Annotated in this window: 18 protein-coding genes and 1 pseudogene; 14 read left to right on the top strand and 5 right to left on the bottom strand. The window is 47.7% G+C overall.

All coding sequences use genetic code 11. The features are described from left to right. Positions 1–154: 154 nt before the first annotated feature. From ACN5NT_RS17975 to ACN5NT_RS17965, 3 genes are all read right to left on the bottom strand, one after another. Positions 155–2,560: a Lon protease family protein gene (locus ACN5NT_RS17975; RefSeq protein ID WP_136799641.1), complete on the bottom strand. Its 2,406-nt coding sequence runs from the start codon at positions 2,558–2,560 to the stop codon at positions 155–157. 167 nt (positions 2,561–2,727) lie between these two features. After that, positions 2,728–3,543 carry a nitroreductase family protein gene (locus ACN5NT_RS17970; RefSeq protein WP_136799640.1) on the bottom strand — a complete coding sequence of 272 codons (816 nt, stop codon included), beginning with the start codon at positions 3,541–3,543 and terminating at the stop codon, positions 2,728–2,730. 219 nt (positions 3,544–3,762) lie between these two features. Next, the gene (locus ACN5NT_RS17965) at positions 3,763–4,467 is read right to left on the bottom strand and encodes an SDR family NAD(P)-dependent oxidoreductase (RefSeq protein WP_136799639.1); all 705 of its coding nucleotides are present in this window, start codon (positions 4,465–4,467) and stop codon (positions 3,763–3,765) included. A 686-nt stretch (positions 4,468–5,153) separates the two neighbouring features. Here ACN5NT_RS17965 and ppnN point away from each other — a divergent pair. From ppnN to ACN5NT_RS17930, 7 genes and pseudogenes are all read left to right on the top strand, one after another. Next, on the top strand, positions 5,154–6,554 hold the full coding sequence (gene ppnN, locus ACN5NT_RS17960) for a nucleotide 5'-monophosphate nucleosidase PpnN (RefSeq protein ID WP_419176348.1): 1,401 nt from the start codon (positions 5,154–5,156) through the stop codon (positions 6,552–6,554). A 338-nt stretch (positions 6,555–6,892) separates the two neighbouring features. Then, complete coding sequence (gene trpB, locus ACN5NT_RS17955; RefSeq protein WP_136799637.1) at positions 6,893–8,110, top strand: tryptophan synthase subunit beta; 1,218 nt, start codon at positions 6,893–6,895, stop codon at positions 8,108–8,110. 79 nt (positions 8,111–8,189) lie between these two features. Beyond that, complete coding sequence (locus ACN5NT_RS17950) at positions 8,190–8,531, top strand: hypothetical protein (RefSeq protein WP_419176347.1); 342 nt, start codon at positions 8,190–8,192, stop codon at positions 8,529–8,531. A gap of 1,066 nt (positions 8,532–9,597) precedes the next feature. Continuing rightward, entirely contained in the window at positions 9,598–12,156 is a 2,559-nt protein-coding gene (locus ACN5NT_RS17945; protein ID WP_419176346.1) for a molybdopterin-dependent oxidoreductase, read from the top strand. Between the two features lie 20 nt (positions 12,157–12,176). After that, positions 12,177–12,941 carry a 4Fe-4S dicluster domain-containing protein gene (locus ACN5NT_RS17940; protein ID WP_419176345.1) on the top strand — a complete coding sequence of 255 codons (765 nt, stop codon included), beginning with the start codon at positions 12,177–12,179 and terminating at the stop codon, positions 12,939–12,941. A 74-nt stretch (positions 12,942–13,015) separates the two neighbouring features. Further along, positions 13,016–13,651 (top strand): TorD/DmsD family molecular chaperone, encoded by a 636-nt coding sequence (locus ACN5NT_RS17935; RefSeq protein ID WP_419176344.1) that lies wholly within the window; start codon positions 13,016–13,018, stop codon positions 13,649–13,651. A gap of 20 nt (positions 13,652–13,671) precedes the next feature. Then, positions 13,672–13,887, top strand: a pseudogene (locus tag ACN5NT_RS17930) (4Fe-4S dicluster domain-containing protein); the annotation flags it as partial. A 69-nt stretch (positions 13,888–13,956) separates the two neighbouring features. Here the strand turns inward: ACN5NT_RS17930 and ACN5NT_RS17925 are convergent. Beyond that, positions 13,957–14,376 carry a hypothetical protein gene (locus tag ACN5NT_RS17925; RefSeq protein WP_419176354.1) on the bottom strand — a complete coding sequence of 140 codons (420 nt, stop codon included), beginning with the start codon at positions 14,374–14,376 and terminating at the stop codon, positions 13,957–13,959. On the opposite strand from ACN5NT_RS17925, the gene ACN5NT_RS17920 reads away from it, so the two are divergent. From ACN5NT_RS17920 to ACN5NT_RS17905, 4 genes are all read left to right on the top strand, one after another. After that, on the top strand, positions 14,320–14,655 hold the full coding sequence (locus ACN5NT_RS17920) for an ATP-binding protein (protein ID WP_419176353.1): 336 nt from the start codon (positions 14,320–14,322) through the stop codon (positions 14,653–14,655). The genes ACN5NT_RS17925 and ACN5NT_RS17920 overlap by 57 nt on opposite strands. 188 nt (positions 14,656–14,843) lie before the next feature. Next, positions 14,844–15,206: a hypothetical protein gene (locus tag ACN5NT_RS17915; RefSeq protein WP_136799631.1), complete on the top strand. Its 363-nt coding sequence runs from the start codon at positions 14,844–14,846 to the stop codon at positions 15,204–15,206. A gap of 116 nt (positions 15,207–15,322) precedes the next feature. Then, positions 15,323–15,778, top strand: coding sequence for a YaiI/YqxD family protein (locus tag ACN5NT_RS17910; protein ID WP_419176343.1), 456 nt, complete (start codon positions 15,323–15,325; stop codon positions 15,776–15,778). A 329-nt stretch (positions 15,779–16,107) separates the two neighbouring features. After that, positions 16,108–16,845 carry an RDD family protein gene (locus ACN5NT_RS17905; protein WP_419176342.1) on the top strand — a complete coding sequence of 246 codons (738 nt, stop codon included), beginning with the start codon at positions 16,108–16,110 and terminating at the stop codon, positions 16,843–16,845. 249 nt (positions 16,846–17,094) lie between these two features. Here ACN5NT_RS17905 and sthA read toward each other — a convergent pair whose 3' ends face one another. Next, positions 17,095–18,507: a Si-specific NAD(P)(+) transhydrogenase gene (sthA, locus tag ACN5NT_RS17900; protein WP_419176341.1), complete on the bottom strand. Its 1,413-nt coding sequence runs from the start codon at positions 18,505–18,507 to the stop codon at positions 17,095–17,097. Positions 18,508–18,825: 318 nt separating this feature from the next. Between sthA and ACN5NT_RS17895 the strand changes: the two genes are divergently transcribed. The 3 genes from ACN5NT_RS17895 to ACN5NT_RS17885 all read left to right on the top strand — a co-directional run bounded on the left by ACN5NT_RS17895 (position 18,826) and on the right by ACN5NT_RS17885 (position 20,663). Continuing rightward, positions 18,826–19,377, top strand: a complete 552-nt coding sequence (locus ACN5NT_RS17895) for a TrmH family RNA methyltransferase (RefSeq protein ID WP_419176340.1) — start codon at positions 18,826–18,828, stop codon at positions 19,375–19,377. A 1-nt stretch (position 19,378) separates the two neighbouring features. Beyond that, positions 19,379–20,284 (top strand): DMT family transporter, encoded by a 906-nt coding sequence (locus tag ACN5NT_RS17890; RefSeq protein WP_419176339.1) that lies wholly within the window; start codon positions 19,379–19,381, stop codon positions 20,282–20,284. Between the two features lie 199 nt (positions 20,285–20,483). Next, positions 20,484–20,663, top strand: a complete 180-nt coding sequence (locus tag ACN5NT_RS17885; protein WP_136799626.1) for a DUF3012 domain-containing protein — start codon at positions 20,484–20,486, stop codon at positions 20,661–20,663. The last annotated feature ends 81 nt before the right edge of the window (positions 20,664–20,744 follow it).

Here is a 20,744-nt window from a genome sequence, read left to right as displayed (position 1 = left end):
CCTTTGAATATGAAATTAAAGGAAAATCACTCTAGCATGTTCTGAGCAGTGTCGCCAGAAAGAACAGGAGGAGAGACTGGCAGCTGGTAACAGCTCCAGACCAGTTACGCAGGAAGTGACGATTCAAGGCCCCATGGTTGGAACTCTTATCGCTTCATGACTCTTTTTTTCTAGGCTCATCAAATGATTTCAGATCCAGGACAAACCTTTTCAAAGCCCCTTCAACTCTCGCATTGATTGACTTAAAAGGATATGAGCCGCTCGGCAGGCGATTGCCGGCCGGTATCCCGGTCAGCACTTCTATGGCATCATCGACACTTTCTACTGACCAGATAGTAAACGTACCGTCTTCGATTGCCTGAACAACTTCGTCTTTCAGCATAAGATGGGCCGTATTGGAAGCGGGAATTATTACTCCCTGATCGCCGGTCAGCCCACGGCTAAGACAGAGGTCAAAAAAACCTTCTACCTTCTCGTTGACCCCACCAATAGCCTGCACCTCGCCCTGCTGACTGACTGAACCGGTAATCGCCACGCCCTGCCTGATTGGCGCTTCGGCCAGTGATGAAAGCAGCGCACAGAGTTCTGCACATGAGGCACTATCGCCCTCGACTCCGCCATAGGATTGCTCAAACACCAGGCTTGCCCGCAAGCCTATCGGCATCTTACGCAAATACCGCGAACGCAGAAATGATTCGAGGATAAGTACCCCTTTGGAGTGGATCGGACCACCCAATTCAACCTGCTTTTCAATATCTATCACTTCATTGTCAGAGCCTGGCCTGGTAAGAGCTGTAATTCTGGTTGGCAAGCCAAAATAGGTCGTTCCTAAGCCTATCACTGAAAGGCCGTTGATCTGCCCTATCTTCTCACCATCTGTTTCAATATGGCGAATACCCTTTTCTATCGCCTCGAACATCCTGTCCCGGATACGACCGGAACGACGCTGGGCCGCATCAAGTGCTGCCTGCACATCATCACGTACGATTACATCCCCTTGGCGCTTTCGCGCCAGATGATCCGCTTCCTGAATTATTGCCAGCAACTCTTCAAGATACAGACTCAGCTTTTCTCCATCACCCGACAAACGGCTGCTATGTTCAATTACCCGCGCCATGCCACCTCTATCCATCGGCAGCAACTCTTCATTCTCGAGCATGCCTGCAACCAGGGCGATGTACTGCTCGATATTTAACTCGCTACGATCCATGGCGTGCTCGAAATCCACCTGTACCTTAAAGAGCGAATCAAACTCCGGATCATAATATTTCAATAAATAGTAGAGGTACATTTCTCCGATCAGCAGCACCTTGGCCCGCAATGGAATCGGCTGCGGCTCCAGGCTCACGGTATTGATCAGTCCAAGTAGTCGCTCCAGGGACTCAATCCTGATCTGACCTGAGCGCAGGGTACGCTTCAGCCCCTCGTAGGCATATGGCTGCATCAGGAGACGCCGGGCATCAATGATGATATACCCGCCATTGGCCATATGCAGCGAACCGGGTTTGATGAGAGTAAAGTGAGTGGTGAGCATACCCATCCTGGCCCAGTTCTCAATTCTGCCGTGGAGGTTCTGGTAGGTTGGCAAATCTTCATAAACCACCGGCGCCGAGTTGCTATCGTTACCCACCAGGACATTCACTTCATACCGGTCAAACGATGGCGTCCCTGCCATCATGACCATAAAATGCTCCCTGGCATCTTCTGCATGCTGCAAAAAATCATCGGAATGTTCAACTATATCATTCTCGACTTCCTGCAAATAGTTCCCCAGATCTTCCCGATCCCTATATTTAGTCTTCAAAGTACTGATAAGGCTGGACACCGCCTGACCGGCAGTTCTGCGCTTGAAGTTCAGTTTCAAGGCTTCCGCCTCGCGCTTGAGCTGAGTTATTCGCTGCATGCCTTCCTGCAACTCGACCTGATACTTTTCAATAAGCTCATCAATTCTCTGCCGTGTTGCCGCCGGCAGCTTTAAGAATTGTTCTGTATCCAGGATGTTGCCTTCTCCATCCATGGGCGCGACCATTATACCCTGATCACTCTTGACCACAGCAATAGATTCCCTTTTGGCATTCTCCTCTATCTCGCGATATATCCTGTCGACTTTGCGCTTAAGATCCTCCTGGACCGCCTTCATCTGCGCCTTTACTGCTTCACTCTCAAAAACGGTGCTGAGCGTCACCTTCATCATACTGATCAGGTCGCTCATCTCTTTTTTGAAGATCGCAGCCTTTCCGTTTTGAAACTCAAGCGCCAGAGGCTTGTGCGGTAACTTGAAATTATGGACATAGCACCAGTCGCTGGGGGCTGCTATGGTGAGCGCTTTCTGATCAATAAACGAACGAATAACCGTGTGCCGCCCGGTCCCTTGTGGGCCTACGACAAATAAATTAAACCCCTTATGTTCAATGCCTATTCCAAACTCAACCGCCTCCAGAGCTCTCTCCTGCCCTACAATCTGCAGGGTGTCCTTGAGCTCACTGGTACGCTCAAATGGCAGAGAAGCAGGATCACATCTCACAACAGCCTTTGAAGCCGGCACTGGTCGAATGGTCATTCTTCACCTCATTTTGGTCGATACAATATACTTTTGGCTGAAGGTTACGCTTCACTAATATGATAGCATGCACCGACAATTCACGACAATTGAGGTGAGAGTTTATTCTGGAAAAAACGGAGATTTTTGCTCACTCATCTCCGACCTCCTTGCGATTTCAGCACAAATCAGCGATAAATGATCTTTGGCTGATTGCGTGGTGGGATACGCTTATAGGTAAACTTTGGTACCCCAACCATAGCTACACCATGAAGAATATGATCTTCAGGCAGACCTATGAACTCTTTCAACGGTTCCCACTGGCTAGCGGCAAACATTACATAGCCGGCCCAACAACTGCCAGCGCCAAGCGAAGGGAGAATCAATTCCATATAAGCGAGCGCAGTGTGACAGTCTACGGTAGCTATACCAAACTCTTTTGAAGCATGTGTGATAACCAGATGTGGCGCATCCCTGCAGATTCGGTCAATCCCCTCGTCCCAGTCAGCAATAATCCGCTCCATATTGTAGGAAGCTGCAACCTCTGGATTATGCTTAGAAACGACCCGCATCCAATCAATTACCTGAGCCGCTATGGTCTTCACATCTTCCCTGTCAAAAATCACCAACCACTCAACCGGCTGCTTGTTACTGCCTGTCGGCGCCTTACTGGCGATAGAGATAGCCTTGTCAAGAATTTCACGGTCCATTGGTTGCCGGCGATACGTTCTGATTGAACGACGCGAACTGAGAAACAATTCTGCCTGCCCTTCATCGGGAAGCAAAGTGCTTTCGATCTCGCGACAACTCTCAGGGGTAATTCCGTCAATCGAAATAGCCGCTTCGGGGCAGATAGCGACACAGTGGCCGCAGCGAATGCACAGCTCCTCACCACCTTCAACCAGTATCGGTCCCGCGTCTTCGAGTTTTAATATGCGTGCAGGACATTCAAGAATACAGAGTGAGTCGCGCAAACATTTTTCGTTATCAACAGTCAGGAACATTTTTCCTCCTTTAAATTATTTAATTACCCCTGAAGCTCGGTGAAAACTGGTCATAAGTCAGGCGTAAGGTGGGTGGCCGGCGTACAGGCAGATTAGATTAAGTTAACGTGCTCAATAACATATTTGACAGAGACTACATCCCGAAAAAGTGTAATAGAAAACCGGCTGTGGTACAATTTCACACCTCGTCCCCTCACAAATCTCTATATCGATTTCCCATTACCACGACACAGAAGTGCGGTTTCGGAAAAAGCCGCCAGTCAGTTTTTGTGGGGCATCCAACGCCAGCCAAATAATGGTATCGGCCCCCTCCTCCGCTGAATTAGGTGCATTTTCACCGCCCAGTTCGGTTCTCACCCAACCGGGGTCGGCTGCATTGACAGCAATTCCGTCATCTGCCAGATCCGCTGCCAGACTTATGGTCAGCATATTCAGGCCGTTTTTTGACAAACTGTAGGCGGGAGTTTCTCCAGTTAGATTTTCGATGGAACCTGCCCCGCTGGAGACGTTTATAATACGACTATTCTCTCTAGCCTTCAGCAACGGGATAAAATTATTACACATCCTCCACGGCCCAAGGAGGTTGACATCCATGGTGTATTCCACTTCTGCCATGGCTACTTTAGACACCCGCTGCCAGTTGTCATAATTCACCGCCGCGTTATTGATCAGAATGTCGAGATATCCATACTTCGTTGTCACATAGTGGACCAATGTCTCGACACTTTGGTTCTCACTCAGTTCCAGGGGGTGAAAGTCAAGCAGTCTTGCATGGGTAGCCATCTCCATCATCGCCAACTGCCCATCATGGGGGTTACGACAAGTAAAAAGTGTTCGGACACCACGCTCACACAAGCCTCTGACCACCGCATTGCCGATACCCCTGTTGCCACCAGTAACCAATGCCAATTTCTGATTATCCATTCAACGCCTCTTTACTCATTCTTTCTCCACCTTGCTGGCTATGGAGTACTTTAGGCTATCTGGTACATACAGTCTGACGATTTCCCCCGAACTGTTCGGCCCAGGTCAACCAAAACAATAGCACAGGATAACTGAGAAGAGAGTATTTTTCTATTATCTGAAAAAAGTTGTCCAGGCCTGCGGCAGATACAGGCCTAGACAGAGGAGAGAATAGTGAGGTCTCACTTTGAAGAAGGTGCTATGGGATTTGTGCATGGTGCTTCAGGAGATCATTCATTTCACCCTGCGATTCGACCAAAGGCTTGTCATTTCCGCACATCGTTTATTCTGCACGCCTCTATTTCGTTTCACAATTGAACGTACCCCTTGTACAACCGCATTAGACACAACCTATGTGAGAGAACCGGCAGAAATTGATTAGCTTTAAGTTATAATAATTCTGTGTTTTGCCGAAAACATAACAACAGGTGTACATCATGTTTGCCTGACACAATCATTTTCCATCAGCCAGAAGAATCAGCTTGCCTTTTGAACGACAAGTGACTAAAAAAATCATCTGTGTCTTCAGCTTTTACACCGCATACTGCACGGTTTTTATTAATTTCTTCAAACGCTTCTCATGGCACCTTGCTCGAAGCAACCACGGCAGCACGCGTAATTATTGTTCATCAACACCAAGGAACATAATGGTTCATACTGTCAAAAATACTACTATTCTTCCCCATGGCTATCTCGACCTGCTCTCGCAGATGGAAGCTCACCGCTTACTGACTGCCAGTCAGGGGAAAATCCATGAACTTTTCCGTAACTGCTCACTCGCAGTTCTCAATTGCGGCGATGATCTCGACGATAGCAGAAAATTGTACGAGCGCTACCCCGACTTTGATATCGCTGTCATTCGTGAGAATGGTGGTATCGCCCTGGAACTGCAAAACGCTCCCGCCAGCGCCTTTGTAGGCGATAAAGTTATTCAGGGTATCCGTGAACATCTTTTTGCAGTTCTCCGGGATATTGTTTTCGCCGAGGATACCTTATACTTAAACCCGGCCCTCAATCTCACCACCAGCCGGGGTATCACCAATGCGGTATACCATCTGCTTCGCAATGCCGGGGTGCTCAACCCCAATTTGGAATCAGGCTTGATAGTCTGCTGGGGTGGGCATTCCATTTCACGGGAAGAGTACGATTACACCAAGGAAGTTGGCTATCAACTTGGCCTGCGTAGCCTCAACATATGCACCGGCTGCGGAGCAGGAGCCATGAAAGGACCAATGAAAGGTGCCACCATAGGTCATTTCAAGCAGCGTTTTACCGAAGGACAGTACCTGGGTATCACCGAACCGGGCATTATCGCCTCCGAATCCCCAAACCCCATCGTCAACGATCTGGTCATCATGCCCGATATTGAAAAGAGGCTTGAGACCTTTGTTCGCCTGGGCCACGGGGTTGTTGTCTTTCCTGGTGGCGTCGGAACAGCCGAGGAGATTCTCTACCTGCTCTCCATCCTGTTAGATCCAGCCAATCAGGACATCCCCTTTCCATTTGTTCTCTCAGGCCCCTCTTCAGCCAGGAACTATTTTGCTGAGATAGACCAATTTATCGGCCTTACCCTCGGAGAGGAAGCTCGCAGCAAATATGACATTATTATTGATGATCCTGAGCGAGTAGCCCAGGTTATGGAAAGAGGTGTACAGAAAGTCAGTGAATACCGTATGCAGAGCGATGACACAATGTTCTTCAACTGGTCATTGAACATCGATTACGATTCACAGATTCCATTCGAACCAACCCACGAGAACATGCTCACTCTTGACCTGAGCCTTGACCGTCCAGCCAGAGAACTTGCTGTAGATCTGCGTCGGGCATTTTCCGGAATCGTGGCAGGCAACGTAAAGCCAGCTGGCATTCAAGCGATTGAAGACCATGGTCTGGTCCAGCTTCGAGGCCAAAGCGAGATAATGGACTCGCTTGACAGTATGCTCAAGGGGTTTATCTCCCAAAATCGCATGAAAATCCCCAGCGATCAGGAGTACCTCCCCTGCTACTCCATCGTCCAGGATGAGGCATTGGCCGAACTCAAAAACTAGGAGTCTGATATAGCCCAACGGACCGACCTTCTACGCCCCGTGTGCCAGGGTATTTTCCATCGTGAATATCCTGGCCCTCTCGTATCAGTATGCTAGTACATTTTTTATTGAAATTACCGTCAAATTCCGTATTCTAGATCATTCGACTTCACTGTATCGGAGTCGTTATTTCTACTATTGAAATAACAGCGAAGAAAAGAGGCTACCCGGCTACATTTTGGCCGACAATTGGCTTGCTCAATCACCACTGCTGACCCGGATCATTGTGAAATAAACAAAGGGTTCATGAATATACGGTCTAATCTCAGGAATGTATTAAAAAATCAAGGAGTAAAGAAATGAGCACAGATATAAAGTCTATCGAAATGCCTGACAAAAATGGCTGGTTCGGCGAGTATGGAGGCAGCTTTATTCCACCACAACTTGAAAAGATTTTAGGTGAAATCAATGAGGCATATCTTGAAATCACCCAAGACCCTGCGTTTCATGAAGAACTGAACATGCTCTACCGCGACTTCGTCGGTCGGCCAAGCCCTATTTTTCATCTGAAAAATCTTTCCACCAAAGTAGGTGGCGCCCAGATATATCTCAAACGCGAAGACCTCAACCACACTGGGGCCCATAAGATTAATCACTGTCTTGGCGAGGCCCTGCTGTGCAAGAAAATGGGCAAAAAGAAAATTATCGCAGAAACCGGTGCGGGCCAACATGGCGTCGCGCTTGCCACCGCTGCAGTCCTGGTCGGGCTTGAGTGCGACATCTATATGGGTGTAATTGATATAGCTAAAGAGCACCCCAATGTCGTGCGTATGAAGATCCTTGGTGCCAATGTCATCCCGGTTGATCGCGGAACACAAACTTTGAAAGATGCCGTCGATGCTGCATTTGAAGCGTATCTTGAAGACCCGGTCAACCAACTCTACGCCATCGGCTCGGTAGTAGGTCCACACCCGTTTCCGATGATGGTTCGCGACTTTCAGGCCGTGGTGGGCAATGAAGCGAGAGTACAGTTTCAGGACAAATATGATAAACTGCCAGACAATCTCGTCGCGTGTGTAGGTGGCGGCTCAAACGCCATGGGACTTTTCAGCGCCTTTCTTGATGACAAAGATGTAAAGATCTGGGGTGTCGAACCATCAGGCCGAGGTTTCAAGGATGGAGATCATGCCGCAACGTTGACCAAAGGCAGCCCCGGAGTACTGCACGGTTTTAAATCATATGTACTCCAGGACGACAAAGGCGAACCGCTACCCGTCTACTCAGTTGCCAGTGGTCTCGACTATCCCGGTGTCGGACCACAACATAGCCTCTTGAAAGATATCGGTCGTGCGCAGTATGTTACAGCCAGCGACTCAGAAGCAATCGATGCGCTTTTCGAGCTTTCCAGAACCGAAGGCATCATTCCCGCAATCGAAAGTGCCCACGCAGTCGCTTTTGCAATTAAGCTCGCCAAGGATCTGAAGGAAGACGAAACCATATTGGTGAATCTTTCCGGCCGCGGCGACAAGGATATCGACTTCGTCGTCGAGAATTATGGTAAAAACTACGGCGTATAAACCACCACCGCCCTCTCCTCTATTTAGGAGTGAGAATAGGCCTTATGCTTGGTCATTGCGTCGGAAAGTAAGAGTGGGCATGCCACTCTTACAGGAGACAGACAGGATTATGTTGGAAATAACTGAAGAAGCGATGAAATTTTTCCCGGATCTCCGTCAGGAGGGAGATCACCGTCCAGCCATACGTATCGCCGTGATGGGAACCGGCGGCACAGACACCGGCCTTGGTCTGGTACCCGATGAAATTCTTGAAAACGATCTTGCTACCCAGCATGGCGAATTCACTGTGGTGATTGACAAAAAACTCATGGAATACTGCCAATCAATTACCATCGACTTCAGCCACGGTGAACCGAACCGTTGCGCTTCACTTTCCAAACGAGGATTTGCTATTAAGGCAAAAAACCCTGTAAAGCTCTGATTGGAACTATCTAAACTATTCAACCAAAACGGGGCTTCTCACCAGTTGGTGAAGCCTCGTTTTTTTTTAGCGACGTTTCAAATGGATTTGAGAATTGAACCTGCCTGGCTCACAATCAGATACATCATGGCAGCGAACGATTCGTTGTTTCGATACCTCTTGAACAATTTCCAGCAGCTTAAAACAAACTATTAAGTCCCTCAAGGCAAGCATTTATGTACATGGAGATCCATCGTTGAATAACCTGCTCAGCATGGCGTGATTTCTCAGAGTCGTGAGAGCAACTAATAACGCTGGAAGTATATTTATTGCCCTCGAGTAGCAAGGTCACTTTCACAATGAAAACCTTGATGCGTTGCCATGCCTGTTCAATGCTCCCACCATTTTGAATCCATGCCGGAGACTCTTTGATCCGCCTTGCAGACGCTGTTCCAGTTTCCTTGTGTCCTCACACCGGATTGACAAATCTCTGAACAATATGAAACCAGTCAATCGAGATTTTGTTTACGCAAATGTTCTATAAGATTGCTGGATGAACTACCTTCAAATTCAAGTATGAAACTGATTATATGAACGTTTTTCATTCCTCTCCCAGAGGCTACGAAGAGAACACGTTCAGAGGACTTAACCATATCAGTAAAAAATGGTTACATAAATGCGACCACGTTTGCCGCCAGTTTCATCAAGCCAAACTGAGCATAGTTCTGAAAATCGAAGTCCGCAGAAAAACAATTTAGGACAAACTCAACCTTGATAAACTTGATCTTTAACGAAACCTCCTCATATACTTCATGGTAGGAAGTTGTTTCCCTGAAGCCACATGTTTTCCACGGTTTTTGCTCATACCTCAACGTAATATCGATGAATTATATCTTATTATCTGTTTTAACTTCGGAACATCTTCCCCGGAGAAAGTTTTCTTGCAGCTATTCATCTGTAATGAGACGGGATTTTTGTTACAGGCAGGTATTGTATACCACCCCTGTGGGCTAGGACATAAAAATTGTTCATTAAGTAGTTTGTGTGTTGTCCCAATTTCCTATTCAAACTGTATGCGGAGGTAACCATGAAGATAAAAAGGAGGGACTTTCTGAAACTGACTGCAATGGCTGGTGCTGCCGTGGCGGTTAATGGGTACGCTCAGTCTGAGCCGGAAATGAACAGTCTTGCTCCATTGGGGGCAGACAGGACATCAAGCCCAGAAATAGGTGAATGGAAACCAACCACCTGTCAGGGATGCACCACCTGGTGTCCCGCTGAGGTATTTGTCCAGGAAGGCCGGGCGGTAAAAGTTCGCGGTAATAGGTATTCCAAGCAAAATGATGGTACTGTCTGCCCGCGTGGTCATCTTTCCCTGCAACAGGTATACGACCCTGACAGGATCAAGCAACCCATGAAACGGACGAACCCTGAAAAAGGAAGAGGGGTCGACCCGAAGTTCGTGCCTATCAGCTGGGATGAGGCGTTGAACACTATAGCGGATAAGATGATGGCGTTGCGCGAGGCTGAAGAACCGGAAAAATTCTGCCTTATGAGGGGACGCTATACCTATCTGCGCGACATTATCTATGATGTGATGCCCAAAGTATTTGGTTCACCAAATAACATTTCCCACAGTTCAACCTGTGCCGAAGCGGAAAAATTTGGGGCATTTTATACGGAAGGATACTGGGACTACCGCGACTATGACATATCGAATTCAAAATATATTCTTATCTGGGGCTGTGATCCTGTAGCCAGTAATAGAATGGTGCCCGCCACGATCAGGCGGCTTGGTGATGCTCTTGACAGGGCGACCGTTGCCACGGTTGACCCTCGTCTCACCACAAGTGCTGCGAAGGCAAACGAATGGCTCCCGCTACAGCCAGGTACCGATGGTGCACTGGCACTCGGCATTGCCCATGTCCTTCTCAGCAGTGGGGCCTGGAATAAGGAATTTGTCGGTGATTTCGCAGACGGTACGAACCTCTTTAAGGTGGGCGCAACTGTTGATGAGGCCTCCTTTATCGAAAAGGAAACCAACGGAGTCGTCAGGTGGTGGAATCTTGCGGTAAAAGACATGACCGCTGCAAAAGCTGCTGAGATCTGCGGAATCCCGGAAGATCAGATCGTCAGGGTGGCAAAAGGGCTGGGCGAGGCTGCACCAAATGTGGCCGTATGGATGGGGCCGGGAGCAGCCATGCAGGCCCGGGGTGCCTATTCGGCCATGGCTGTCCATGCGCTGGGCGGCCTACTCGGCAGTATCGATAATGAAGGCGGGTCGCTACAGACTGCCAAAATCCCTGTCAACAAACTCAACGCAGATCTCCTCGGCAAACATCAGGATGAACTGGCCAAAAAGCATTCAAAGCTTGAAAAGATCGATCAACGCGGTCGTCTGGAGTTGCCGGTTATCGCCAAGGGTAAATCCGGTGGTGGGGTTTCGACCAATAATGCTGCAAAGGGCATTCTTAACAAAGACCCAAATGAAATCAAAGTGCTGGTAGGGTATATGAACAACTTCCCGTTCTCCTGCAACGGCACGGATCTCTGGGAGGAGGCGCTTTCGTCGGTTCCATTCACCGTGCATCTGACCACCAATGCCTCTGAGTTTACCGTATTTGCAGATATCGTGCTGCCGTGCACGGTGAATATGTATGAGCGATACGGGTTTGTAAAAACCAAGGCGAACCGTTACGCCACCTGCACCCTGCTGCAGCCGGTGGTCAAGCCATTTTGGGATGTCATTGACGACGAATCCGCCTTCCCGTTCCTGATTTCCGAAAAACTCAAAGAGCGTGGTTTCTCAAACCTCTACGACTGCCTGGTGGAGATGTACTCAGACCCGGAAACCGGAGCAAAAGCCACTACCCCGGAAGAGTTTACTCTGTTCGCCTTGAAATACTACACCCACCCCCTGTGGGACGGCAAAAAGGACACCCACGGTGACAAGATCAACGGCTGGTCCGAGATGCTTGAAAAGGGTATGTGGAACTCGGGAGCATATAAATATAAGTCGCATTGGGGTGGCAAGTTCGCCACCACCACCAAGAAATTTGAATTCTACAGCGAGACCTTGAAAAAGGCACTTGCAGGCCATGCGGAAAAGCACAATGTCGATGTGGACACGGTTATGCAGAAGAGCAATTATACCGCCAGGGGCGAGCTTGCCTTTGTACCGCACTACGAGCCGCCATTGCGCCATGGCAGTGAGCAGGAATATCCTTTTGTCTTTATAGATTACAAATCACGCCTCAATCGCGAAGGTCGCAGCCAGAATAGCCCATGGTACTACGAGTTCAAACATGTTGACCCGGGCGATGTGGGACACCAGGATAGCCTGCGCATCCACCCCACGGATGCCAAAAAACTGGGAATCAGTAACGGCGACAAGGTGAAAATCACCTCCATGGGAGGCAGCGGCGAATGCGTTGCCCGGGTCTGGGAAGGCGTGCGGCCCGGTACAGTCAGTAAAGCCTACGGCCAGGGCCATTGGGCATACGGCCGGACCGCGACGGATGATTTTATGAAGAGCGCAACCAAAGGCGTGAACAACAACACCATCATTCCATGGGAGCTCGAACGCCTCTCCGGCTCGAACGCCCGTAACGGTGGTCATGCTGCAGTTCGTATCGAGAAGATTTAGCAAAGAGGAGGACATAAGCAATGACACAATATGGAATGATAATAGACCTCAGAAAATGTGTTGGCTGCGGAGCCTGCGCACTCGCATGCAAGACCGAGAATAACACTGCGCTCAGGAATAATGGTCAAACCCATAACTGGGCGGATTTCATCCATGAGACAACCGGAACATTCCCTAACACCAAATTCCGTACCATCCCGGTACTCTGCAATCACTGCAGCGATGCCCCATGTGTCGAGGAGTGCCCGGTTGAGCCAAAAGCTATGTATAAAACCGCTGATGGCATCACCATGCATAATGATGAGCGCTGTATCGGTTGCCGGGCCTGTCAGGACGCCTGCCCCTATAGCATGGACCATGTTGAGAAAGACGGTGCTTCAGGCGAATACAGCGTTATCAGTTACAATGAGGAGGGTGAGTCGACTCAACCGTTTTATACAGACAACACCCAAGTCATCAAAGACTGTTCAACCTCTGCGGCGGAGATCGCTTCATTGGCAGGGGCTACCCCGCCGTATAGAACAGATTACCAGCACTCTGAGTACGAAAATGTCCGTCGTGACAACATCGTCGAGAAATGCATTTTTTGTGATCACAGGGTACAAAACGGCAAGCAGCCTGCCTGTGTGGAGGCATGTCCTTCAAACGCCAGAGTTTTTGGGGATCTTGAGGACAGCAACAGCGAGGCGGCGAAACTGCTCGCCGATAACAAGGGGTTTGTCCTGCTGGAGGATAAAGGTACTTCGCCAAATGTCCATTATATACGCGACTATTCAGCACGCTAATCTCAACTCAAGATACAGCACCGTCAAATTGAGGCGGTGTTGTTTTCTATTACAGCGATACACTATCACCTACTATGAGCAATCCAGAAACCATCATACTCCGCAGTAACTGTTTCAAACTACTCGCTGCCTGCTTTTATGAGCCGGATAAAAAGATGTTTATCGAAGAGAAGGTGACCGAAAATCTCAGTGGCCTGTTGATAACACTCGATCCGGAAATGGCTCAGAATGCGCAGCAGTTGACTGAAACTTTTGAATCTTCTTTAGAGGAACAGCTCAAGGTTGATTATGCATCTCTTTTTGTCGGCCCTTTTGCGTTGCTGGCTGCTCCATATGGCTCTGTCTACCTGGAGGCTGGAGGGCGGGTGCAAGGCGAGTCCACTGTTGCCGTGCAAAGGTGTTATGACGAGGCTGGACTCTCACTTGATATTCAGGAACCGGCTGATCATATCGCTATTGAACTTGAGTATATGAGCTATCTGTCGTTGCGTGAGGGGGAGGCAGTTTCTGCCGGCAGGAATGCTGATGCCCGGAAATTATGGGAGATGCAGGCGCGTTTTTTAGGTCAGTTCATGTCCTGGGTTCCCTATTTTTGCCAGCGAATTGAACAAGGTGCAATGACAGATTTCTACAAAAAACTGGCACAATGTTTAGCGTCATTTTTTCAGCATTGTAAAAATGAATACATTGTTGAGCCAATCACTCTGTGAGCGCTGCCATCTCATTTGTCATGATTTCAACCTTAACCCAAAAGCTGATGCAATCGCCCCGGATAATCCTGGAAGAAAAGCACTGTCTGCGAAACCGATTACGAGGCTTCTCATGCCGTAGCTGTGTTGATGGATGCAGATCAGAGGCGCTAGCGGATAATGACGGGAAAGTGAGCTTAATCCCGCATAAATGCACCAACTGCGGAGCCTGTGTCGCCTTATGCCCAGGTGACGCTTTTTCATTTGACCGATTCAACCTCAACCAGCTGCTGGAAGAGAATGTACAAGGAAAAAGCCTTGTCATCTCATGCTATGGAAGCACCTACAGATCTGAAAATGAGCTCAGGCTCCCTTGCGTTGGGGTGATGATTCCTGAGTCTCTTCTCTTTTTGGGACTCAGACAGCGGGGGGATGTAAGGTTTAATCTCTCGGAATGCACGAAATGCCCAAACCGCCTTACAGCTGATGCCTTTATGCAGCTTTTTCAGCATGTACAGAGACAAGCCGCGCATCTCTTTCGTTCTCGCCTTACGCTGATTCGCACCGCAGATGAACTCCCAGCTGGTGATGATCAGGATCGTAGGAAGTTTCTGTTCAGCCTGGGCTCCACTGTGGTTAATGCTGTCCAGGGGAAATTTGCTCCAGAGACGATAAAGAAAAAGAGACCGATGGGGACCAGGCAAGTGATGTCCAGGACTCAGTTGCTCATAAGAATTCTTAAGCATGAGAAGGTAATTTGCGATGAGTTGATCCAACTATGTACCCCTGAGGCCCAGGTCTCGCTATCATGCACCCTATGCCCACGCTGTACAGGAATGTGCCATACAGGAGCTTTGAAAATCAGGAAAAGCGGAAAACACAAGGTGCTGTCATATGACCGCACCTTGTGCACAGCATGTGGGCTTTGTGTAGAGTTCTGTAAAGAAGAAGCCATCTCCATACGAGAACCAGGTCTTGTTTCGTCAAAACGAACTTCTTGCGGGAGTCCTGTTTTCTATCAATGATTGGTAGTTGCCCATCTAGAGTACAAGTCTTGCAGCAGGCTGACCGGCTCCTTCGCGCCAGAGCTGGAAAATCTATAGCATCCCATCCCTTTTCATGTTTTGCTCTCTTAATCCACACAAAACGGCGAGAAACCCACTTATTGTACTAAGCGAGACACACTCCTTAATCTTAACAACGCAGCTAAGAAATGCCCTACGTTGAAATCATAAGCAGTCATTATAAAGAAGTGTATGCGCAAGTTGATGAGCACGCTATCACATTTCTATCCAACGAAACTGATAATGTTAAAGGTTCTGTGAAGCTTTCAGACATAGAAGATGTACAAATATTAAAAGTTAACAATCCCTCGGACTTTTGCAGCACGATGGACTATGGAATGACCAACCCCACTTTCCTGCTGCCGACCAATGTGATAATCCGTATTATTCAATTCTTTCAAAAGAAAAAGAAACTGGTAGTATTCCAGATTAGCCTTAAAGATAAACGTACAATTATAGCAAAAGGAGAAGAGAAACATTTTCTTACCTTGAAGTCTGGAATACGCGCATAAAAAGCAAACCTGTTGACTCCCGTAATAAGACAAAATTATAATCATTCAGGGGTATGAGGGAGAGCCTATGCCGTGCGGCCCTCTGATTCAAACCCTCTTCGTAATATGGCAATGATATGAAAATCTGGGTAGATGCTGACGCCTGTCCTGTAGTGATAAAAGAAATACTCTATAAAGCAGCCAAGAGAGAACATGTACAATTGATTTTGGTGGCCAATCAGTACTTTCGCATTCCGCAATCCTCATTAATTACATTCCTGCGGGCCCCTAAAGGCATGGATGCTGCTGACAATGAGATAGCCAACAAACTGGATTCCGGTGACCTTGTTATCACTGCCGATATCCCATTAGCCGCCAGAGTCGTAGAGAAGGGAGGGCTTGCTCTCAACCCCCGTGGGGAAATTTACTCGGAAGAAAACATAAAAGAACGGCTCAGTACCAGGGACTTCTTTGACGATCTCCGTGCCAACGGAATTGAAACTGGTGGACCATCTGGAATGAGCGCGCGTGATAAACAAGCCTTTGCCAACAGCTTGGATCAATTACTGAGAAAATATAAAAACAGGGCATAACGCCCACTGCAAAAAGCAATAACTGATAATTCAGCTGTGGCGTCAATCAGCTAAAAAGTATTCCCAACAACTTGATATAGTGAATTGAATCCAGGAGGGCCAATTACCAATCTGCACCCCTCACACCTCTCTTTTCACCTTATTAAGCCTTGATTATAATCCAGCCTGTTCTTCAGAAAAGTACTGCGCCCTCAAAATGGACCTACTACCCAGATCCTTGACAAAACACGTAACGGTGCAATAATTCCCATCGTGCATATAATATAAATATTCGTTATAGTGAGGCAAATAATTATCTTACGCTTTTTCTCCCTTAGCTGACGAATAAAATGAACAACTCAGACATCCGATACGCACCACTGCCTCGAAGGATCAAAGCTGGATTACTCGACACGTTAATTTTCTTATCTTTGCTTATTGTTGTTCCAGCTATCATTATTGATATATTCCCAGATCAATCCAGGTACGCGACCATTCTTATGCTGTTCACCTTGTTCTTGCTTGAACCGCTGTTGATCAGGTATCTGGGTTCGACATTAGGGCAATACGCACTTGGTGTTGAAGTAATAAGCACGAACAAAGAAAAACGCTGCCCACTGCTATTATCTGTATTGAGGTATATTGCCAAGGTTACCTTGGGGAGTTTTTCTCTTATCTTTATGCTTTTTAGCAAAAAACATCAGGCTATACATGACCACATTGCCAACACCTTGGTCATATTATCCAGAAAGAAAATTGTGCGAGATCCTGACTTTGCTGCTGTTGGGGTATATGAACAGGAGGATTGCAAACATATTTATCCGTCTGCAATGAGAAGATTTTTCGTGTTCATATTCTGGTATGCACTTGTCTTAATAATCGCTTCATCGCTTATCAATATTGTCACGATAGTGTTGGTCTCAAACAATATGCTCGCAAAAGAACAATACGTAATAATTTATGAAATAATTACCAGGATTATTTTCTTCACAATATTCTTAGTTACAGCAATCCTGGCCTCTAAAGGCTCTTTATATGGCGCCCGTAAAAAAGAAGTTGAGACAATATCCGTGTCAGCCAAAATTTAGGCGTATTCTTACTTAATTACTCCTAATCTTCAGCTTGAAAAAGTGCGGTGAGAGACGTGAGGTCTGACCGATTGGCAAATGACCAATCCCCGAAATCATTATCCAATCGGCTTGTGGAGAGGAGGTTTTTAGCTTTAAGCAGTTGCCCCAACCACATCACTTCTCACCCCTTGAAGCTGAGCTTTAGTGGTTATCAGTTTATTCCCTTGTCACTAAAATGAGTACATCAAAGCACCCCTCACCCTGCTATTACCTGCACTCTTCGTAATCTATCTGATTCATGGCTGACAGTGCCGCTATTTTCAGCGCCTCGGAATAGGTCGGGTAATTGAATATATTCTCTATGAACAGGTCGATCTTGGCGTTATGGAAGAGCGCTATCAGGGCGATATGTATGATCTCGGTGGCACCGCCGCCGAAGATGTGTACACCTAAAATTTCCCGGGTATCCTTGTGGACGATCATCTTGAGCATCCCCTCAGACTCGCCGGAGATCTGCCCTCTCGGCAGTTCCTCGTAATAACATCGTCCCACTACATATTTAAAATCACGTTCTTTCACTTCCTCTTCGGTCATGCCCACATAGGATATCTCGGGGATTGTGTAGATGCCCACCGGGAAAATGGTAGGGAATCCTTCCGAGCGCCTTTGCATGGCGTTCAGGGCAGCGATCCTGCCCTGAATAATCGAGGTTGCTGCAAGACTCGGCCAGCCGACCACATCGCCCACGGCAAAAATGTGATCCACCGATGTCTGGTACAGGTCGTTCACCGTGATATACAAGTTCTTGTTGAGAACCACGTCGGTATTTTCCAATCCCAGGCCTTTGACATTCGCTTCCCTGCCCAGAGCAAAAAAGAGAGTATCCGCCCTATAGACTGTGCCATCATCGAGCCGTATTTTTGCCTTATTTCCTTCGGTTGCGATCTCAAAATCACCCACGTTGTGAATACATTCAACGTAGCCGTTGGGGAAGTGCTGCTGAAGTTGGTCGGTGATCTCCTGATCGATGAACTTCAACAGGCGCGTACCCTTATCCAGCAGGATAACTCTTACCCCCAGTGCAGCAAAGATCGTTGCATATTCAGAACCGATCACCCCGCCACCCAGAATAATCATGGAAGATGGTACGGTGCTGATATCAAGAATGGAGCGTGAATCGACTATTAATTCGCCATCGAAGGGTATCTCCGGCGGATTACGTGGACGCGAGCCAGTGGCGATAAGAATTATCTCTCCCCGGACCAGAAGCGGTCTGTCCCCACCGACCTGGTGCAAAGCCACCGTGTTATTGTCGATGAACGTCGCTGTGCCGCGTATCAGACTAATATTGTTTCGCTCCAGCTGACTGTCGATAATGGCATGCTCTTTCAGTCGGACATACTGGAGCCTCGTTTTCAGGCGATCCATAGAAATTTCAGAACTCCCCAGAGAGCAGAATTCCTCACCGAATATCTGTTTCTTCAGATGGCCGGTCAGGTGCAGCACCGCCTCCCTCAGGGTCTTACTCGGAAAAGTACCGGTATTGACACAGACTCCACCAAGGGAGTCTTCTTTTTCCACCACAAGTACACGCTTGCGACATTTCGCCGCCGTCATCGCGGCGCTCATCCCCGCCGGTCCGGTTCCAATTATTATGAAATCATACTGTTCAGGATTCATATCCATCCTTGCATTTGATATTTTAAACGGAACAAAAACCTCCCCCGATACTGTGCACTACTTCAATAACTATAGCATAATGAACAAAAGATACTGCGCTTCTCCATACTGCATTACAGCTATCATATGTACTATCCTGCCAACGCACAATGTGGCTCTATTATTTGATTTTCAAAGCAATTCTTTTGCAACGCAAGATTTGCAGCGACAATGATGCTCATAGCAAAATGTCATTGTTATTCAAGTTAGGCTGTATTAAGAATTACTATCGTCATATTTTGCATCTTAGGTAAGCACTTCATTCAAGGTGAGAAAGACATGCCCACCAGAGCAGAAAAGAAAAAACAGCAGGATGCCCGGAGATGGGCTGAAAGACAGTACATCAAGCATCGCAGGCATAACATGGTCTATGCCGAACCGGGTGTTCATGACTTTGTAATCGTGCTCGACAACCTGAAACCATCATTCAACATTGGTAAAATATTTCGCAGTGGTGATGCTTTCGGTGCGAAAGCCATTCACCTGATCGGCACTGAATATTTCGATGTCAAATCAGCAAAGGGCTCGTTCAAATGGTTGCCTGCCCATTTTCATCCCACCTTTGAAAAATGTTATGAACAGCTGATAGCCGAAGGATATACATTTTTCGTTCTGGAACCTGATGCGCCACACTCCCTACACAGGATGGAGATTCCTGCCAAAAGCGCCTTTGTTTTTGGCCATGAAGAGCACGGCATCAGTTTTGACAAAAACGCCTATCAGGGAGTTGCGTCTATTAAAGTTCCCCAGGTCGGCAAGGTAGAGAGTTTGAATGTGAGTATCGCCGCCTCAATCGTTATGTACGAATATGCACGACAACATGGGGAATAGCATGCAAACAGAGATGTCAGGCAAAGAACTCCCTTTTTCCACCTCCATGTTTGCCGTTTTCCTCTGTATGCTCTTCGGGGCCAACCCGGTAGCGGTCAAAACCACCCTGACCGGAATCGGCATTTTCACGTCAGCCGGAATACGTTTCGGAATAGCTGCTGCAGTTCTTTGTTGCTGGGCTAAAGTCGCAGGAATCTCACTTTATCTCAGCACCAGACAAGTGTTGCAGATGGCAGGGCTCGGACTCATCTTTTTCATACAAATCTCCCTCTTCTACTCTGGCATGAGTCGCACGACCGCCTCCCATGGTGCTCTTATAGCGAATACCGTCCCCTTTGTGGTGATGATACTCGCTCACTTCCTGCTGCCCGACGATAAAATCAACCCCAAGAAAATTAATGGTCTGCTTCTGGGCTTTGCCGGTGTTTTCCTGCTCATCAGGGACTCGCTCGACCTGACCGCTGAGGCCTTCTCGGGCGATTGCCTGCTTTTTCTGGCTGTTCTTTTCTGGGGTTGCAACGTCATCTACGTTAAAAAAATCATTGCCGATTTCAACCCGATACAGATCACCGTGTTCCCTATGATCTTCACAGTCCCCTTTTATCTGCTGGCAGGTTATCTACTCGACGGTGGAATGGTGCGGCAAGTTACCCCAATGGTCATCCAGGCCGTACTTTATCAGTCTCTGGTCACCGCATCTTTTGGCTTTGTTATGTGGAATTCGCTCATTCAGAAATATGGTGCCACCACCCTGCACTGCTTTCTATTTCTCATGCCCGTATCCGGAGTGTTGCTCGGTGTGCTTGTGCTCGGTGACTCTATCTCTTATAGCCTGGCGGCATCGATAATACTGGTGGCAAGTGGTTTGATAGTGATAAATTGGAAGAGCGACACTGCTACGGTCTGAAACTCTGCTTCCCCTGCCCCAGCGACACCTTGACAAAAAATGCAGCCAAACGTGTTGCAATATCAAAAATTTGCTGATATATCGAACTATTCACAACCCACAATTTCATATTAGTTTCTGGATATCCTGCCTCTACGAACACCTGGAGCATCCTGAGTATTACTTTTCACTTCAAACATCACAAGGAGAACTCGTCGCAATGGTACTGTTACGCACAACAATAGCAACACTCTTTCTTGGCATCTGCTTCACTACCCTCACCGCCTGCGCCCCGGAAGTCGGAAGCGACAAATGGTGCAACCAGATGAAAGAAAAACCTAAAGGTGAATGGACATCCAATGAAGCAGCAGACTTTGCCAAGCACTGTATTTTCAAGTAAAATCCCATATAACACCTGGCAAAGCGTATTCTCTTCCAGATTTCTCTCTCTTCCTGTCAGTGGCCCTAGAGGTTAGGAAGA

The organism is Desulfosediminicola sp. (genome assembly GCF_048381775.1).
Classification (GTDB): Bacteria; Desulfobacterota; Desulfobulbia; order Desulfobulbales; family Desulfocapsaceae; genus Desulfopila; species Desulfopila ganghwensis.
This window is presented reverse-complemented; position numbering and strand designations above follow the sequence as displayed.

Excerpts from the sequence above, each read along its gene's own strand:
- ACN5NT_RS17975 (WP_136799641.1), bottom strand. The coding sequence starts at position 2,560 with ATGACCATTCGACCAGTGCCGGCTTCAAAGGCTGTTGTGAGATGTGAT.
- ACN5NT_RS17970 (WP_136799640.1), bottom strand. The coding sequence starts at position 3,543 with ATGTTCCTGACTGTTGATAACGAAAAATGTTTGCGCGACTCACTCTGT.
- ACN5NT_RS17965 (WP_136799639.1), bottom strand. The coding sequence starts at position 4,467 with ATGGATAATCAGAAATTGGCATTGGTTACTGGTGGCAACAGGGGTATC.
- ppnN (WP_419176348.1), top strand. The coding sequence starts at position 5,154 with ATGGTTCATACTGTCAAAAATACTACTATTCTTCCCCATGGCTATCTC.
- trpB (WP_136799637.1), top strand. The coding sequence starts at position 6,893 with ATGAGCACAGATATAAAGTCTATCGAAATGCCTGACAAAAATGGCTGG.
- ACN5NT_RS17950 (WP_419176347.1), top strand. The coding sequence starts at position 8,190 with ATGCCACTCTTACAGGAGACAGACAGGATTATGTTGGAAATAACTGAA.
- ACN5NT_RS17945 (WP_419176346.1), top strand. The coding sequence starts at position 9,598 with ATGAAGATAAAAAGGAGGGACTTTCTGAAACTGACTGCAATGGCTGGT.
- ACN5NT_RS17940 (WP_419176345.1), top strand. The coding sequence starts at position 12,177 with ATGACACAATATGGAATGATAATAGACCTCAGAAAATGTGTTGGCTGC.
- ACN5NT_RS17935 (WP_419176344.1), top strand. The coding sequence starts at position 13,016 with ATGAGCAATCCAGAAACCATCATACTCCGCAGTAACTGTTTCAAACTA.
- ACN5NT_RS17920 (WP_419176353.1), top strand. The coding sequence starts at position 14,320 with ATGGGGACCAGGCAAGTGATGTCCAGGACTCAGTTGCTCATAAGAATT.
- ACN5NT_RS17925 (WP_419176354.1), bottom strand. The coding sequence starts at position 14,376 with ATGCTTAAGAATTCTTATGAGCAACTGAGTCCTGGACATCACTTGCCT.
- ACN5NT_RS17915 (WP_136799631.1), top strand. The coding sequence starts at position 14,844 with ATGCCCTACGTTGAAATCATAAGCAGTCATTATAAAGAAGTGTATGCG.
- ACN5NT_RS17910 (WP_419176343.1), top strand. The coding sequence starts at position 15,323 with ATGAAAATCTGGGTAGATGCTGACGCCTGTCCTGTAGTGATAAAAGAA.
- ACN5NT_RS17905 (WP_419176342.1), top strand. The coding sequence starts at position 16,108 with ATGAACAACTCAGACATCCGATACGCACCACTGCCTCGAAGGATCAAA.
- sthA (WP_419176341.1), bottom strand. The coding sequence starts at position 18,507 with ATGAATCCTGAACAGTATGATTTCATAATAATTGGAACCGGACCGGCG.
- ACN5NT_RS17895 (WP_419176340.1), top strand. The coding sequence starts at position 18,826 with ATGCCCACCAGAGCAGAAAAGAAAAAACAGCAGGATGCCCGGAGATGG.
- ACN5NT_RS17890 (WP_419176339.1), top strand. The coding sequence starts at position 19,379 with ATGCAAACAGAGATGTCAGGCAAAGAACTCCCTTTTTCCACCTCCATG.
- ACN5NT_RS17885 (WP_136799626.1), top strand. The coding sequence starts at position 20,484 with ATGGTACTGTTACGCACAACAATAGCAACACTCTTTCTTGGCATCTGC.